This window comes from Desulfovectis peckii (assembly GCF_055391705.1).
Map to the genome: position 1 here is coordinate 2,268,263 of NZ_AP042409.1, position 15,883 is coordinate 2,284,145.

Consider the following 15,883-nt stretch of genomic DNA (forward strand, 5'->3'; position numbering starts at 1 on the left):
GCCGGGCAGGAAAAACTAACAGCCGGCTAGAATAAAGACTCTTTTAGGGAAACAATTATTATAAGGTTCTGTCTCTTTTGTCAGGGGGTGTAAAAAATGTTTCCGTCACCCAATCATGACAGTAGTATTGCTAAAGGCATTAAGATTATTGAGTGGTTGAAAGCCGATATGTTAGCTTCCCTGGCCGCATTATTTAAATCTATGGTTAGGGGAAGCGAAGAAAGAATATTAGATGCACTTTCCAGCTTAATTATTACCTCTTATGTTTTAGGCAGGCGGCTGGGAATTAACTTTTCTCGCATAGATATAAGAATTGAATCTAAATTAAGAGAAGAAATTGATGACGGTCATGAAGTGGAAAAATGGTATGGCGATCTCTCCGAGTTACTGCGCTATATGGTAGATAAGAAGAGGTGACTTTGTTGGCGGATTCCAATGAAACTCGTTCGCTGATAGAAGGTGCATTATTTGCAGTTCTTACACTGCTGATTATAGCTATTGGTCTATACATACCGATGCTGTTTTTTATTACCAGTATGTTAATTCCTGTTCCAACGATTGTAATGGTATGCCGGCATGGATTTAAAAAGGCACTGATGTCATTAATAGTGGCCTTCACTCTTCTTTTTATGCTTTACGCAGATCCCATTATTATTTCCATGCTGTTTATTCAATTTGGCCCAATCGGATTACTTCTTGGTTTGCTTTTTAAAAACCAAGTCAGTGCCGGCAAAACCGTAATTGCCGGTACAATAACCGCAGCCTTAATAACCGTTGTAGTATTGCTGCTTACTTCAACAATTACCGGCATAAATTTATTGAGTATTGAAAATCAGTTAAATGATGCTTTTGAAGAAAGCATTAAGCTTTATCAAGATGCCGGTTTAATTAAAGATGAAGCAACTTTAAACGAGATGAAACAGAATATGGAAACAACATCGCGTACCGTTGCTCTGTTGTTACCCGGTACTTTGGTGCTTAGTGCAATGTTTTCTACACTAATAACTTACTTTTTGGCGCGGGCGGTTTTAATTCGCTTGAAATATTCGGTGACAGCCGTACCTGCTTTCAGTGAATGGATGTTTCCTTGGTATACTCTTTGGGGTATTGTCATTGGCTTGGCATTAATGCTGTTTGGAGATCGCTTTGCTTACGATGTTATTGCCGCCATCGGAAAGAACATACTTTATGTTTTTGGAATGTGTTTTTTGGTGTTGGGCATATCAGTAGCGGCATATTACTACAAGCGATTGCCGATCCACAATGTTATCAAAATAATACTGGTAGTGGTATTAATACTTTGGCCCTTTACCCCGTTATTATTATTGATTGTCGGTATAATGGATCCCCTTGTTGATTTGCGACGTTTAAACAGCAAGACCTCATAGATAAACAACCTTTGAATTGATTGACTTTTCAGGGAGGGTTTCATATTGAAAGTTATTTTGTTACAAGATGTTGCCAAATTAGGTAAAAAAGGAGACGTAATTGATGTTGCCGAAGGATACGGCAGAAACTATTTGCTGCCTCGTGGTCTTGCGGTGGAAGCATCTAAATCTAAGCTAAAAGAATTGGCTGAAATAAAGAAGGCTGATGAACGCAAAAAGAAACAAATTGAGCAAGAAGCCAGGGAACTGGCTGAAAAATTAGATAAAATCAGTATTACCATTGCTGTCAAAACGGGTGAAGGCGGAAAGTTATTTGGGGCCATCAGCAATAAAGATATCGCAGAGCACTTAAATAAGCAGCACGGAATTAAAATCGATAAGAAAAAAATAGTGCTGAAATCCCCAATAAAAAATTTAGGTGAATACCAAATAGCTGTCAAACTTCATCCGAAAGTACAAACGGAATTAAAAGTGATAGTTACACCAATATAAGCCCGGTTTTTAATAATTAACCGGCAAAATGACAACACGTTAATTGACATCCTCCGGCATTGTCGGTTGTGAAAGGAGTAAAACCGGTGAAAAATACAATTTTAAAAAGATTTGTAAAAACTGATATAGAACAAAACGATGACCAATTAGCCAGACAGACTGATATCCTTTATGAGTTAATTTCTAATCTATATGGTGCAGATAAATTGATTTTAAGAGCCGGAAAACTAGATGCCCTCCAACTAATGCGTTCAGACAAGTTGGAGGATAGAGTTTTGGCTTTACAAAGACTGGTTTTTGAAGATCCCACCATTGATGTAATGCCTGAAAGAGAGCAAATTCCGGAAATACTGGATCAGATCAAAGATAATATTGCAGATATAATTGCCCGTCGCACAGTAGAAGAAGATCTGGAAAAAAAGATCAGCGATAAACTGCAAGAGCGTCATGAAGAATACCTGCGCGAAATTAAAATGCAAGTAATTAAAGACAATACCGGGCCGGAAAACGCTCAAACCTTAAAAAAACTGGCCTTGTTAGAAAAAATGGATCAGCAAAAACTGGCTGCCTCGGCAATGAAAGTGTTGCAGCCAACGAACTTAAATGAAATCATCGGTCAAGAACGGCCGATTAAGTCATTGATTTCAAAATTAGCCTCATCATTACCCCAGCATATAATTATTTACGGGCCTCCCGGTGTAGGCAAAACATCCGCTGCCCGTTTAGCCTTGGAAGTAGCCAAAAAAATAAAATGCAGTACCTTCAGTAAAGACGCAAAGTTTGTAGAAGTAGACGGGACAACCCTGCGTTGGGATCCGCGGGAAATTACTAATCCGCTGTTAGGGTCAGTTCATGATCCGATTTACCAAGGTGCCCGACGCGACTTAGCTGAAGGCGGTGTGCCTGAGCCAAAGTTAGGCTTGGTGAGTGAAGCCCATGGTGGGGTTCTTTTTATTGATGAAATCGGGGAACTGGACCCTTTGCTGCAAAACAAATTGTTAAAAGTACTGGAAGATAAAAGGGTATTTTTCGAATCATCATACTATGATCCCCTTGATCCGAATATACCGAAATACATTAAAAAATTATTTGAAGAGGGTGCTCCGGCTGACTTTGTGTTAATTGCCGCTACCACCAGGGAGCCGGAATACATTAATCCTGCACTGCGTTCCCGCTGTGCAGAAATATATTTTGAGCCGTTAACACCAAAGGATATTAAGAAAATAATTATTCAGGCGGCAAAGAAGCTTAACGTGCAGTTAGCCGATCAAGTACCGGAGTTGATTAGTGACTATACCATAGAAGGTCGAAAAGCAACAAACATTCTCTGTGATGCTTATGCTTTAGCAGCATACCGCCATTTACAGGAGGGCAATGAAGAAAACATTACTATTGAGTTAACTGACGTACATGAAGTTGTACAAATCAGCAGGTTAATACCCACGGTAACACAAAAAGCCAGTGCCCATACAGAAGTGGGCAGAATACTGGGCTTGGGAGTTGCCGGCTTTTTGGGGTCGGTGATAGAAATCGAAGCCGTGGCCTTTCCTGCCCGCATTGCCGGCCAAGGCAGTATCAGGTTTAATGAAACTGCCGGCAGTATGGCGAAGGATTCCGTATTTAATGCCGCATCAGTAATTAGAAAAATTACCGATGAAGATATTGCCAACTACGATTTGCACATCAATGTTGTCGGCGGCGGGCGTATCGACGGACCTTCTGCCGGTGCTGCCATAACTTTGGCTTTATTAAGTGCCATTAAAGGCTATCCTATACCCCAAAACATTGCCGTTACCGGTGAAATATCCATTCAAGGGAAAATTCGCGCCGTTGGCGGAATACCGGAGAAAATTTACGGTGCCCGTCAAGCCGGGGTGAAGAAAATCTACGTTCCGCAAGAAAACGAAAAAGACGTGCCGACCGATCTTGAAGGGATAATTGTTACACCGGTCAAAACAATAGAAGAGATCATGGAATATGTCTTCAAACAAGATTTAAATAGCATGGTAAGTTAATTAAAGGCGTTGTTGAGGTAATTTTTTTATTGGTACGCAGCTGCGGGTTTTTAAAAACTCGCAGTTTGTATTTTAAAGCCAAAAGACTGAAGTATTGCAAATGCAACAGCCCTTTTTCATTCGCCTAAAATGATAACTGTTTGTAATTTAGCAGGATTTAATCCTTAAAAAGCCAAATACTTAGTGGCCGGCTTATGTATATACAAACCTCGTAGGGAGAGTTACTAATGATTAATAAGATACCACCGCAAAATATTGATGCTGAACAGTCTGTATTAGGAGCAATGCTCATCGATAAGGAAGCGGTATATAAAGTAATGGAAATCTTAAATCCGCAGGACTTTTACCGCGACAGCCACAAGTTAATCTATGAGGCTATTTTACAACTGGTAGATAAAGATACTCCGCTGGATTTGATCACGGTATGCGAGCAACTAAGACAGAATGGCACCTTGGAACAAGTTGGCGGTGTATCTTATATTGCTACATTGGCAACATTAGTGCCTACTGCTGCAAACGTAGAATATTACGCGCGCATTGTAGAAGAAAAATCTTTACTGCGCACTTTAATCCAGCTTTCTAACCGGGTATCTACCATGGGGTACCAAGGCAACGAAGATGTGCAAAGTATGATGAGCATCGTTGAAGAATCTTTAAACGAGCTGTCCCGGCGTCGGCATTCATCAGATTTTACGCCGATTAGCGAAGTATTGATGACCACCTTTGATCAAATTGAACAAATGGAAAAAAATAAAGGAAGTTTAACCGGTTTATCTACCGGATTTATAGACTTAGACAAAATTACCTGCGGTTTACAAAAAAGTGACTTGATCATTCTTGCGGCCAGACCCAGCATGGGAAAAACTACATTAGGGTTAATGATTGCTTTAAACGTGGGCATGCGGTCTAAAGTACCGGTGGCTATTTTCAGTTTGGAGATGTCTAAAGAACAGTTGGTGCAGCGCATGTTGTGTGCTGAAGCTATGGTAGACCAGCATAAGCTCCGTACCGGCATGCTTGAGCAAGATGACTGGAATCGTTTAACTGAAGTTGCCGGCCACCTTTCCGCTGCCCCTATATATATTGACGATACCGCGTCGATTTCTGTCCGTGAGCTGCGGGCCAAAGCTCGCCGCTTACAAGGGGAAAAGGGCCTGGGCTTGATTGTTGTCGATTACCTACAGCTGATGCAGAGTAACAGACGAACAGAAAGCCGCCAACAGGAAATTGCTGAAATATCAAGGGCATTAAAAGGTATTGCTAAAGAATTAAATATCCCGGTTATTGCCATATCCCAGTTAAGCCGGGCGGTAGAACAAAGGCAGGATAAAAAGCCGATCATGTCTGACTTGCGGGAAAGCGGTAGTATTGAACAAGATGCTGACCTGATTATGTTTATATACCGTGACGAATACTACAACCCTGACTCCGAAAAAAAGGGGATTGCTGAAATTATTATTGCTAAACAGCGTAATGGGCCGGTTGGCACGGTAGAACTTGGATTTTTTAAGGAATACACAAAGTTTGTTAATTTAGAGAGACAAGCAAATTAATTTCTTTACTAAACACGTAATATTTGGTATAATTTATTTGTTTTATTAATCACATATTAGATGACAGTTATTGCACAAGTTCTTATTAAGCTTTCTACTAACTCAAATAGCAACTCTATGGTTTGCTTTTGAGTTATTTTTATGTCATTGGGTAAAATACCGGAATAATGGAGCAAACAATAGACAATTTAAATAAATTGATTTATCAGGGGGTTAGGGAATGTCTACCGTAGTTTTAATTGGTGCCCAGTGGGGTGACGAAGGAAAGGGAAAGATAACCGATTTTTTAGCAAAAAAAGCGGATATTGTTGTTCGCTTTCAAGGCGGAAATAATGCTGGGCACACAGTAGTTGTAGATAATGAAGAATTTAAACTGCATTTAATTCCCTCGGGAATTCTTTATCCGGATAAACTTTGCATTATTGGAAACGGTGTGGTCGTAGATCCGGCAGTTTTAGCAAAAGAAATGCAGTCACTGAAAGACCGGGGCGTAGCTACCGCAAAGTTATTGATAGATAATCGGGCACACGTAATTATGCCTTACCATCGCCTGCTTGATGAAGCGGAGGAAGAGCGCAAAGGGGCAGACAAAATCGGTACTACTAAACGGGGTATCGGGCCGGCTTATACCGATAAATCATCACGGGTTGGCTTGCGCGTAATAGATGTAATTGATGAAGAAGATTTTCCGGTTAAGCTGAAAAATAATCTACATAATAAAAACGAGTTATTTGAAAAGTATTACCATAAAACACCGCTAGATTATCAAGAAATGTATCAAGAATACTCGAACTATGCGCAGATGCTGAGAGACTATGCTGCCGACTGCCACGAGATTATAAATGATGCTATAGAACAAGGACAAAACATATTATTTGAAGGTGCACAGGGGACACTGTTAGATTTAGATTTCGGTACATACCCTTATGTAACATCATCCCATCCGGTTGCTGCCGGGGCTTGCCTGGGTGCCGGTGTAGGACCCACTAAAATCGATAAAGTTATAGGCGTGGTTAAGTCATATACCACCAGAGTAGGGGAAGGACCCTTTCCTACCGAATTGCATGATCAATTGGGAGAACTAATTCGCAAGCAAGGCCATGAATTTGGAACAACAACCGGTCGGCCGCGTCGCTGTGGTTGGTTTGATGCCGTAATTGCCCGCTATTCTGCCCGAATTAACGGTCTGAACTATTTTGCCCTTACCAAGCTCGATGTATTGACCGGACTGCCGGAAGTTAAGATTTGTACCGGCTATAATTTAAACGGTGAGATAATTAAAACTTTTCCTGCATCTTTAAAAACTTTGGCAAAATGCGAACCAATTTATGAAACCCTTCCCGGCTGGCAGGAAGATATCAGTAATGCTAAAACTGTAGCTGACCTGCCTAAAAACGCACAAAATTATATACAGCGCATTACTGAATTAACCAAAGTGCCCATTGCTTTAATCAGTGTAGGGCCGAAACGTTCACAAACTATAGTTAACCATGACATTTTTTAAATGCTAAAATGGCGCGCAGTGCTAATACTGCGTGCCAATAAAATATATGCAATAAATAACCAATAGAAAAATTATATAAAATCTATTGCATTAAATGATTAGTTGTGTTATCATATCACTTGTCGTTGATAAAATAACACTAAAGGAATTGAGCCATTAGCTCAGTTGGTAGAGCACCTGACTTTTAATCAGGGTGTCGCTGGTTCGAGTCCAGCATGGCTCACCAAATCGGCCCCTTGGTCAAGTGGTCTAAGACACCGCCCTTTCACGGCGGTAACACGGGTTCGAATCCCGTAGGGGTCACCAATAAAAAAAGCGTGCAAAACGCTTTTTTTCTTTCTTTTAAACTAATTTCTCAAATTTATAGTTTGCATTTTTAATTTGGATATATATAATAAATATTAGACAATGCGGATGTAGCTCAATGGTAGAGCATCAGCTTCCCAAGCTGGGGGTTGCGGGTTCGAGTCCCGTCATCCGCTCCATTTAATCTTAACCAAGGGGCCGTATCATCACGAACTAAAGGTTCGTAGTGATGCGGTTTTTTTAGTTGCTGTAGAGGCAGGAAAGCATGCCTGCCCGTTTTTCTCCTTTGCCAACATTTTGCTTTCTGTCTATTTATTAACAACCCCCTATTTAACTTATTAGGCAGGAACATTGGATTTATTATAGAAAATGGTTTTATAAAAAGTATTAAAAATATTTAGATAATATTTGGGGGTTGACAAAATGCAGGGTTTCGATGCGTGTCCCAAGTGCAGTTGTACAGAATCAGAAAATGCTGTTTACCGGTGCCATCAATGCGGTGAGCACTTTTGTGAACACTGTAAATCCAGAAAGCCCTTTGATTTTATGTTTTACCATTGCCCGCATTGCGGCAGTACAAGCTATAAGTTAGTTGATAAAATAGCGCGCGTAGAAAAAATATAGTGATGTTCATAAACTACAAGGCCTTTCTGAAAACTTGGAAAGGCCTTTATTTTTTTTACCTTTGTTGGCATATATTTGACTTTTAAATGTATTGCATGGACTTCCTTGGTTGCATTATAATGGATTACGGAAAGGGGATGAGTTACTTGGGAAAACACATAAAAACTTTAAATACTAAATCAATGGCTAACACCGTTAAAACCGGCGGTTGTGGCGAATGTCAAACATCTTGCCAATCAGCCTGTAAAACATCCTGTACCGTAGGTAACCAGAATTGCGCAAAGGAAACAAAATAACTTTTACATAACCCGATCCATCAACGGATTGGGTTCAATTTTGTTAAAGGAGATTTATTTATGCTGCATAAGTTTGAATTTGACGGAGACAAGTTGGTATTAGATGTCCACAGCGGGACATTACACCAAGTGGATACCTTGGCGTGGGAACTATTAGATGACATTAACCGGTTGTCTCATTCAGAACTGCTAAATAAATACCAAGCTCGCTATGACCTTACTGAAATTGAAGAGGCCGTTGCCGAAATAAAACAGCTAATTGCCCAAGGCCTGCTGTTTAGTGACGACCCGTTAAAGGGTACTTATGATAAACCTAAAGGGGTTGTCAAAGCCCTTTGTTTGCATGTTGCTCATGACTGTAACTTGCGCTGCCAATATTGCTTTGCCGGACAGGGTCCTTTTGGCGGTGACCGCAGCTTAATGAGTGAAGAAGTTGGCAGAGCGGCCATTGATTTTCTGATTAAAAAAAGCGAAAATCGCCGTCATATTGAGGTAGACTTTTTTGGCGGTGAGCCTACCTTAAACTTTAATGTCGTGCAAAAACTAGTAGATTACGGACGGCAAAAAGCAGCTGAGGCCGATAAAGAAATAAAATTTACTCTTACCACCAATGCTGTGCTTTTGGATGAAGAAAAACAGCAATATCTGCTGGATAACAACATTAATGTAATTTTAAGCTTAGACGGCCGCCCGGAAGTGCATGACAAAGTGCGTGCCAATGCGGCCGGCTGCGGCTCTTACCGTCAGGTAATCAAAAATATTCAAAGTATGGTGCAAAAAAAACCACCGGCCGGTTATTATGTAAGGGGTACTTTTACCAGGCATAACCTAGATTTTAGTAAAGATATCATGCATATGGTAGAAAAAGGCTTTACTGATATTTCCGTTGAGCCGGTGGTGGCAGATCCAAAAGAAGAATATGCTTTAAAAACTGAAGACCTGCCGGTAATTAAAGAGGAGTACCGCTTTTTAACCCGCAAGTTTTTGCAGTTATACAAACAAGGTAAACCGGTTAACTTTTTTCACTTTAATATTGATCTTGACGGTGGCCCTTGTTTGCCTAAACGCCTTACCGGCTGCGGAGCAGGTAATGAATATCTTGCAGTGACACCAAACGGTGATTTATACCCCTGTCACCAATTTGTCGGTATATCGCAGTTTAAAGTGGGAAACGTTTTTAATGACGAATTAAATGAAGCGGTAACTGAGCAGTTTCGACAGGCACACATTTATACCAAGCAGGGCTGCAGTGACTGTTGGGCAAAATACTACTGCAGCGGCGGTTGCAATGCTAATGCTTATTTCTCAAACCATGACATATTAAAGCCTTACCGATTGGGGTGTGAACTGGCTAAAATTAGATTGGAATGTGCTCTTTATCTGCAAGCAAAAAAGCTTGAATTAAATTTATAAAAAACTTTATAACATATTAGCTTGTCGATAGCCGCCGTTTGGCGGCTATGCTTGTCATAAAACCAATTTACCTGCCGTTTTTTTTATGTTATAATAAATTTGTTTTTCCATAGAATTACTGCTCTGGTTGTTGCATACCATAAACAAAGAGAGACTATTTTTTACATTTTAGACATGGCACCGCAAAAACCGAAAGGGGTTGTAATTTTGGCAGACAAGGCACAAGTCGGCGCAAATAAGCTTAAGCCATTAATGCAATTACCTATGAAATGGCGCCTGACGATAGTGTTTGTAATGATAATGGCTGTTTTTTTCGCGTTAAAGGTTTCAAGTAACTCTGTATATGCCGTCAGTGTTGACGGTAAAGTGGTAGCACATGTAGAAAGCAAGGGGAAAGCAGAAAAACTGATTAATCAGCTGATTGACGAACAAACCGCTAAATACCGACAACCGGTAGAACTGATGCAGGATATCGTTATCAGCAAAGAAAGGGCCAAGCTACATAAACTAAGTAGTATTGACGAGCTGCGGGCTATTTTAGAGAATGTATTGGCTTATGAGTTGCAAGGAGCGGCGGTTAAGGTAGACGGCAAAGTATTATTTGCCTTTGAAAGCAAAAAAGTTGCGCAAGATTTTCTGGATGAATTAAAGAAACATTATCAAGTAAAAGAAAATGCCAAGGTAAGCTTTGAAGAAGATGTAAGCATAGAAGAAATGCCGGTGCGTACCGATGAAATTATACCGGTAAAGAAGGCACTGGACAAAGTTATAGAATCGGGTACCAATAATTATTACATAGTTAAAGAAGGAGACACTATCTGGGATATTGCCCTTGCTAATGATTTGACTGAAAAAGAGTTATTGGCTTATAATCCCGGTTTTGAACCGGAATTAATGCAAATCGGTCAAAAAATTAAACTTACTGATAAAGAACCTTTAATCAACGTTGTCAGCATTTTTGAACAGACAGAAGAAGAAAAAATAGCTGCCCCGGTAGAAATAAGGCGTAACAGTTCTATGCTGCAAGGTAAAAGCAAAGTAATTCAAGAAGGTGCAGACGGATTAAAGGAAGTAAAGTATAAAGTAGTAGCTAAAAACGGTGTTGAAACTGAAAAAGTAGTGTTAGCAGAGAAAATAAAAAAGGAAGCGGTAGCCAAAATAGTAGAAAAGGGAACCAGAACGCTGGTTGCTTCCCGTAACTATGGTGGCGGTCGTTTGGCGAAGCCCGCCGGTGGTTATATTTCTTCCGCATTTGGCCCCCGTTGGGGACGTATGCACGAAGGTGTGGATATTGTAGCCGCCTATGGCAGCCCGGTAGTGGCAGCTGAAGCGGGAACTGTTATTCGGGCCGGTTGGTATTCAGGTTACGGTAAATGTATAGATGTTTCTCATGGCAACGGGCTGGTAACCCGTTATGCCCACCTTTCTAAAATTAGCGTTTCTGCCGGTCAAAGGGTGCAGCGCGGACAGATTATTGGTGCGATAGGCAACACCGGTCGCTCTACAGGCCCACACCTGCATTTTGAAGTGCTAATTAACGGCAGACCACAAAACCCGATAAATTATTGGTAATTGAATACTCTACCCCCGGTGAGAACCGGGGGTTTTCATTTTAAATAGAAATGCCTTTCTAAGACCTGTTGTAAATGTTATAATAATAGAGGTTTGAGCCGACTAAAAGGAGGAGGTTTAGTTGTTTTTAAATCGCCGAAAATTAAAAAAGCATACCAGAATAATATTTATAGTATTAGTATTTATTTTATCCGCGGGTTTAATTTTTAGCTCAATGTCGTGGATTGGCTTGCCGGCTCCCACTGTAAATACCGCGGATAGCGATACCGAAAAGACGCAAATGACCCAAGAGGAAATAGAAAAGCTTTTCCAAGAGGAGATTGATAAAAAGCTAAAAGAGCTTGAAGCTAACCCGAAAGATACCGAAAAGATGACAGAATTAGCTAACTTGTACATGTATAAAGGCGATCTCGATAAAGCAATTGAAACTATGCAGAAGTTACTGCAAATAGATCCTGATAATACCAATGCCCGCATTGATTTAGCATCACTGTACTACTCGAACCAAAATAAAGACAAAGCTGTAGAGCAGTTAAATATTGTGTTGGAAAAGCATCCGGAACATGAAACTGCTTTGTTGAACTTAGCTTATATTAATTTTGCTGCAGAGGAATACGGGCAAGCGGAAGAAAATGTAAAGAAAGTATTGGCTAAAAACCCGAAAAACATGCAGGCAACCCAGCTTTATGCCCATATTTTAGCCAACGGGAAAAAAGACTATCAAGCTGCTATTGAGCAGATGGAGAAATTTTTAGAATTAAACGGTTCACAAGGTATGGCTGCCGAACAGGCCAAACAAATTATTGCTGAATGGAAAAAAGAATTGGATAAATAAGCTAACAGGGGCGTGTTGCTAACTACTAAAAAGTGGTTTTGCGACACGCCTTTATTTGTTTATTAATACCGGCTAAGCCTTAGGTTGTATATACCATAGGAATAACGCCAAGGCATTTACGCTCAACAAACATGCCGGCACATATAATTGAACGGGCTCCGCCGCCTCCGGGTGCCTGCAAAACTCGCTAACGCTCAAACAGTCCTCGGCACTTATCCTCCGGCGGCGTCGCTCTTTGAATGCGCCGGCTAAGACAACCTCACCTTTTATTACCACTGGCACTGCTTCTTACTTACCGTTATAATTTTAATTGGTTAAATAGGAGGTGATCATGTGCCGGTAAACAACTTAAACAGCGAATATTCGCCGGTTATCAGCCCAACTGCTTTAGTGTTGCTAGTTATATTTATAATAGCCGCTCTTTTTATTTGGTATTGGCATGGTCACCGTTTTATTGCCGTCATCGGCAGAGAACTGGCTCAAATAAGTACTTCCATTCAAACTGCAAACCAGCCGCAATTAGAAGGGCAGCATTTTATAGTGAAATATCAGCCGGGTGATCAAGAACAGGCACAGTTGGTATTAGATGCAGCAGAAAACTTTATTAAACCTGTAGCTGATAAATTGGCCTATAAACCTAAAGATAAAACTTTAATTGTGGTTTACCCTAATCGAGAGCAATTAAACGATTACTTTGGCTGGCCGGCCAATGAAAGTGCCATGGGGGTATATTGGGCCGGCACAATTCGCGTGTTAGCTCCCCGGGAATGGATTGATGCAAATGATCAACAAGAACTGAGAAAAATTTTTTTTGAATCCGGTCCAATGGCACATGAGATCGCTCATTTAGTAGTTGATTATCAAACCAAAGGAAACTACAGCCGTTGGTTTACCGAAGGGGTAGCTCAGTATGTGGAAATGGAATTAACCGGTTTTAGATTTAAAGACCCGGCCGGTAACTTGAATAAAGAACGCTATTCTATTGAAGAGTTGACAAAAAAATTTGATTACTTACCTAACCAATCATTGGCATATAAACAATCACTGGCTGCCGTTTATTATCTTGCTGATCAATACGGCGAACAATCAATAATAGATATCATGACTTTCTTAAGCTATGGCCTTAGCTTTGACCAAGCGCTGCAAAAGGCATGCGGATTAGATCTACGGAAGTTTGAAAATCAACTAAATAATTGGCTAAATGACAACTGGGAGATATTGGCTTAAAAAACAGACTTGGATTATTAATACTCAAGTCTGTTTTTTGTATTATTGGCAGGAATATAGCGTAACATTAGAGAATAATGGATTGTTTGGCAATAACAAGGAGGGCATAAAACCATTGAAAAAATTAGTTATTAATGGGGGGAAAAGACTGCAGGGCCGGGTTACAATCAGCGGAGCTAAAAATGCTTCCCTGGCCATCATCTGTGCATCACTAATGGCCGACAACCCGGTGCTTTTAGAAAACGTACCGAATATCAGTGATGTTCAGGTTTTGTGCGAAATAATCGGCACTATGGGTGCAAAAGTTAGCTGGCAGTCATCAGATTGTTTATATGTTGAACCCCCTAAAAGCATAGATACAGAAGCACCATACGAGCAGGTAAAAAAGCTGCGGGCCTCAAATTTGCTGCTTGGTCCTCTGTTGGCCAAGTTTGGGGAAAGCAGAGTAGCTTTACCGGGTGGCTGTAATATCGGTGTTAGACCAATGGATCTGCACTTTAAAGGATTGTCAGGTTTAGGTGCTGATATATCCTTAGAACGGGGCTCCATTATCGGTAAGGCTGGGAAACTTATCGGTAACAGAATATACTTGGATTTTCCCAGTGTGGGTGCAACCGAAAATATTATGATGGCTGCCTGTTTGGCCGAAGGACAAACAATTATTGAGAACGTAGCTAAAGAACCTGAAATTGTAGATCTGGCAAACTTTCTAAATGCTATGGGGGCCAAAGTACGCGGCGCCGGTACCGATGTAATTAAAATTGAAGGTGTAAAGCGGCTTTCCGGTTGTGAACGTTACACCATTATTCCCGATCGGATTGAAGCCGGTACATACATGGTGGCCGCTGCCGCTACCCGTGGTGATGTATTGATTGAAAACGTTATTCCCAAACACCTAGAACCGCTGATCGCTAAACTTTGCGAAGCCAATGTCCAGGTGACGGTAGGTGAAGACACTGTTCGGGTGACAGCAAATCAAAGTTTTCGCCCGGTAGATATTAAAACTTTGCCCTATCCCGGCTTCCCGACAGACATGCAGTCGCAAATGATTGCATTCTTATCTACCGTTCCCGGAAACAGTGTAGTTATTGAAAATATATTTGAAAACCGCTTTCAAGTTGCTGACGAACTGAAACGCTTAGGGGCAAAAATTAAAATAGAAGGCCGGATGGCTTTAATTGAGGGAGTGGAATCCCTACACGGTGCTAATGTTAAAGCTACAGACTTAAGGGCCGGTGCTGCTTTGGTAATTGCCGGGCTTATGGCCGAAGGGGAAACGCAAATCAGTAACCCCGAGTATATCTATCGCGGATACCAAAATATCGAGCAAAAGCTGCGTTCATTAGGGGCAGATATCAAGAGTATAGAAGTGGAATAGTATTTTACAAATAGTTAAATAATAATTTACCGGAAACTAAGGGCGCGTAAACTTCGCGCCCTAATTAGCTATGAGGTGAAACCCCTTGCATTTTACCGTTATTGCCGTAGGAAAAATAAAAGAAAAATATTTAAAACTCGGAATACAGGAATACTTAAAACGACTGCAACCTTATGCCAAGCTGGAAATTATTGAAGTTCCCGATGAGCCTCATGCAGAAGGTATATCACCACAAGCTGCAGAACAAATCAAAGAAAAAGAAGCCGTTAAGATAAATCAACGCATCAAACCCGGTACATTTTTAATTTGCCTGGATGCAAAAGGCAAACAATTTACCTCAGAAGAGTTGGCTTCTTATTTAAATAACCTCATGCTAACAGGGAAAAGCAACATAACTATGGTAATCGGCGGTTCACTGGGTTTAAGCAAAGAACTGCTAAAAAAAAGCGACCTGATACTTTCTTTTTCCAAGCAAACCTTCCCACACCAACTAATGCGCCTAATTTTGTTGGAGCAAATTTATCGCTGTTTTAAAATCATTCGGGACGAGCCCTATCATAAGTAAGGGTTTACTATCCTACATGGGAGGGATATGTCAATGCTTCACAAGATACACATCCAAACGGCATACCGCGACCAATTTATTGATATTACAGATAAAGTAGCAGAAGTAATTCAGGAGGAAAAACTGAAGGATGGCGCGGTGATTGTCTATTGTCCGCACACCACGGCCGGTATTACCATTAACGAAAATGCCGATCCTGATGTAACCCGTGACCTGTTGATGCGCTTAGATGAGATTTATCCGCGGAGGCATCCAAAATACCGGCATGCTGAAGGCAACTCGGCCGCTCATCTAAAGGCAAGTACCGTAGGGGCTTCCCAATCCATTCCGGTTGAAAACGGCCAGCTTGTTTTAGGCACGTGGCAGGGAATTTATTTTTGTGAGTTTGACGGCCCACGCAAGCGGACTTTATATGTTAAAGTGCTACCGGGGCTGTAGTAGGCCTCTAACTACTAAACTACTGGCCCCCCGCTAAGAAACATTGCGTATACGAGAACGGGACTATAGGACGCCAAGGCATTTGACCTTATGCTTTCGATTAGCCGGCGCATTCAAAGAGCGACGCCGCCGGAGGATAAGTGCCGGGGACTGTTTGAGCGTTAGCGAGTTCCGCAGGCATCCAAAGGCGGCGGAGCTCGTACAATTTTATGTGCCGGCGTGTTTGCGGAAGGTAGATGCCTTGGCGGCTCTTAAGAAACGTCACATTTACGAAAAC

Annotated in this window: 15 protein-coding genes and 3 tRNA genes; all 18 read left to right on the forward strand. The window is 41.1% G+C overall.

Features of this window, described 5'->3' with window-relative positions; all coding sequences use genetic code 11:
* Positions 1–96 precede the first annotated feature (96 nt).
* The 18 genes from ACZ5NG_RS11355 (at position 97) to ACZ5NG_RS11440 (ending at position 15,606) form a co-directional block, all read left to right on the forward strand.
* Positions 97–417, forward strand: coding sequence for a MazG-like family protein (locus ACZ5NG_RS11355; RefSeq protein WP_464251892.1), 321 nt, complete (start codon positions 97–99; stop codon positions 415–417).
* 5 nt (positions 418–422) lie between these two features.
* The gene (locus tag ACZ5NG_RS11360) at positions 423–1,388 is read left to right on the forward strand and encodes a YybS family protein (RefSeq protein ID WP_464251893.1); all 966 of its coding nucleotides are present in this window, start codon (positions 423–425) and stop codon (positions 1,386–1,388) included.
* A gap of 45 nt (positions 1,389–1,433) precedes the next feature.
* A complete protein-coding gene (gene rplI, locus ACZ5NG_RS11365) occupies positions 1,434–1,880 on the forward strand; it encodes a 50S ribosomal protein L9 (RefSeq protein ID WP_464251894.1) in 447 nt (148 codons plus the stop codon).
* Positions 1,881–1,966: 86 nt separating this feature from the next.
* Complete coding sequence (lonC, locus tag ACZ5NG_RS11370) at positions 1,967–3,895, forward strand: Lon family ATP-dependent protease (RefSeq protein WP_464251895.1); 1,929 nt, start codon at positions 1,967–1,969, stop codon at positions 3,893–3,895.
* 227 nt (positions 3,896–4,122) lie between these two features.
* Positions 4,123–5,448: a replicative DNA helicase gene (dnaB, locus tag ACZ5NG_RS11375; protein ID WP_464251896.1), complete on the forward strand. Its 1,326-nt coding sequence runs from the start codon at positions 4,123–4,125 to the stop codon at positions 5,446–5,448.
* 220 nt (positions 5,449–5,668) lie between these two features.
* The gene (locus ACZ5NG_RS11380) at positions 5,669–6,952 is read left to right on the forward strand and encodes an adenylosuccinate synthase (RefSeq protein WP_464251897.1); all 1,284 of its coding nucleotides are present in this window, start codon (positions 5,669–5,671) and stop codon (positions 6,950–6,952) included.
* A 150-nt stretch (positions 6,953–7,102) separates the two neighbouring features.
* Positions 7,103–7,178: transfer RNA gene (locus ACZ5NG_RS11385), tRNA-Lys, on the forward strand.
* 4 nt (positions 7,179–7,182) lie between these two features.
* Positions 7,183–7,258: transfer RNA gene (locus ACZ5NG_RS11390), tRNA-Glu, on the forward strand.
* Positions 7,259–7,362: 104 nt separating this feature from the next.
* A tRNA-Gly gene (locus tag ACZ5NG_RS11395) sits at positions 7,363–7,437 on the forward strand.
* Between the two features lie 257 nt (positions 7,438–7,694).
* A complete protein-coding gene (locus tag ACZ5NG_RS11400) occupies positions 7,695–7,850 on the forward strand; it encodes a hypothetical protein (RefSeq protein ID WP_464251898.1) in 156 nt (51 codons plus the stop codon).
* A 169-nt stretch (positions 7,851–8,019) separates the two neighbouring features.
* Positions 8,020–8,178 (forward strand): six-cysteine ranthipeptide SCIFF, encoded by a 159-nt coding sequence (gene scfA, locus ACZ5NG_RS11405; RefSeq protein WP_464253167.1) that lies wholly within the window; start codon positions 8,020–8,022, stop codon positions 8,176–8,178.
* Positions 8,179–8,238: 60 nt separating this feature from the next.
* The gene (gene scfB / locus ACZ5NG_RS11410) at positions 8,239–9,591 is read left to right on the forward strand and encodes a thioether cross-link-forming SCIFF peptide maturase (RefSeq protein ID WP_464251899.1); all 1,353 of its coding nucleotides are present in this window, start codon (positions 8,239–8,241) and stop codon (positions 9,589–9,591) included.
* 207 nt (positions 9,592–9,798) lie between these two features.
* The gene (locus tag ACZ5NG_RS11415) at positions 9,799–11,163 is read left to right on the forward strand and encodes a peptidoglycan DD-metalloendopeptidase family protein (protein ID WP_464251900.1); all 1,365 of its coding nucleotides are present in this window, start codon (positions 9,799–9,801) and stop codon (positions 11,161–11,163) included.
* Between the two features lie 121 nt (positions 11,164–11,284).
* Positions 11,285–11,998: a tetratricopeptide repeat protein gene (locus ACZ5NG_RS11420; RefSeq protein WP_464251901.1), complete on the forward strand. Its 714-nt coding sequence runs from the start codon at positions 11,285–11,287 to the stop codon at positions 11,996–11,998.
* Between the two features lie 333 nt (positions 11,999–12,331).
* A complete protein-coding gene (locus ACZ5NG_RS11425; RefSeq protein WP_464251902.1) occupies positions 12,332–13,225 on the forward strand; it encodes a peptidase MA family metallohydrolase in 894 nt (297 codons plus the stop codon).
* Positions 13,226–13,340: 115 nt separating this feature from the next.
* Positions 13,341–14,603 (forward strand): UDP-N-acetylglucosamine 1-carboxyvinyltransferase, encoded by a 1,263-nt coding sequence (locus ACZ5NG_RS11430; protein ID WP_464251903.1) that lies wholly within the window; start codon positions 13,341–13,343, stop codon positions 14,601–14,603.
* An 85-nt stretch (positions 14,604–14,688) separates the two neighbouring features.
* A complete protein-coding gene (gene rlmH, locus ACZ5NG_RS11435; protein WP_464251904.1) occupies positions 14,689–15,168 on the forward strand; it encodes a 23S rRNA (pseudouridine(1915)-N(3))-methyltransferase RlmH in 480 nt (159 codons plus the stop codon).
* A gap of 33 nt (positions 15,169–15,201) precedes the next feature.
* On the forward strand, positions 15,202–15,606 hold the full coding sequence (locus ACZ5NG_RS11440) for a secondary thiamine-phosphate synthase enzyme YjbQ (protein ID WP_464251905.1): 405 nt from the start codon (positions 15,202–15,204) through the stop codon (positions 15,604–15,606).
* Positions 15,607–15,883 lie beyond the last annotated feature (277 nt).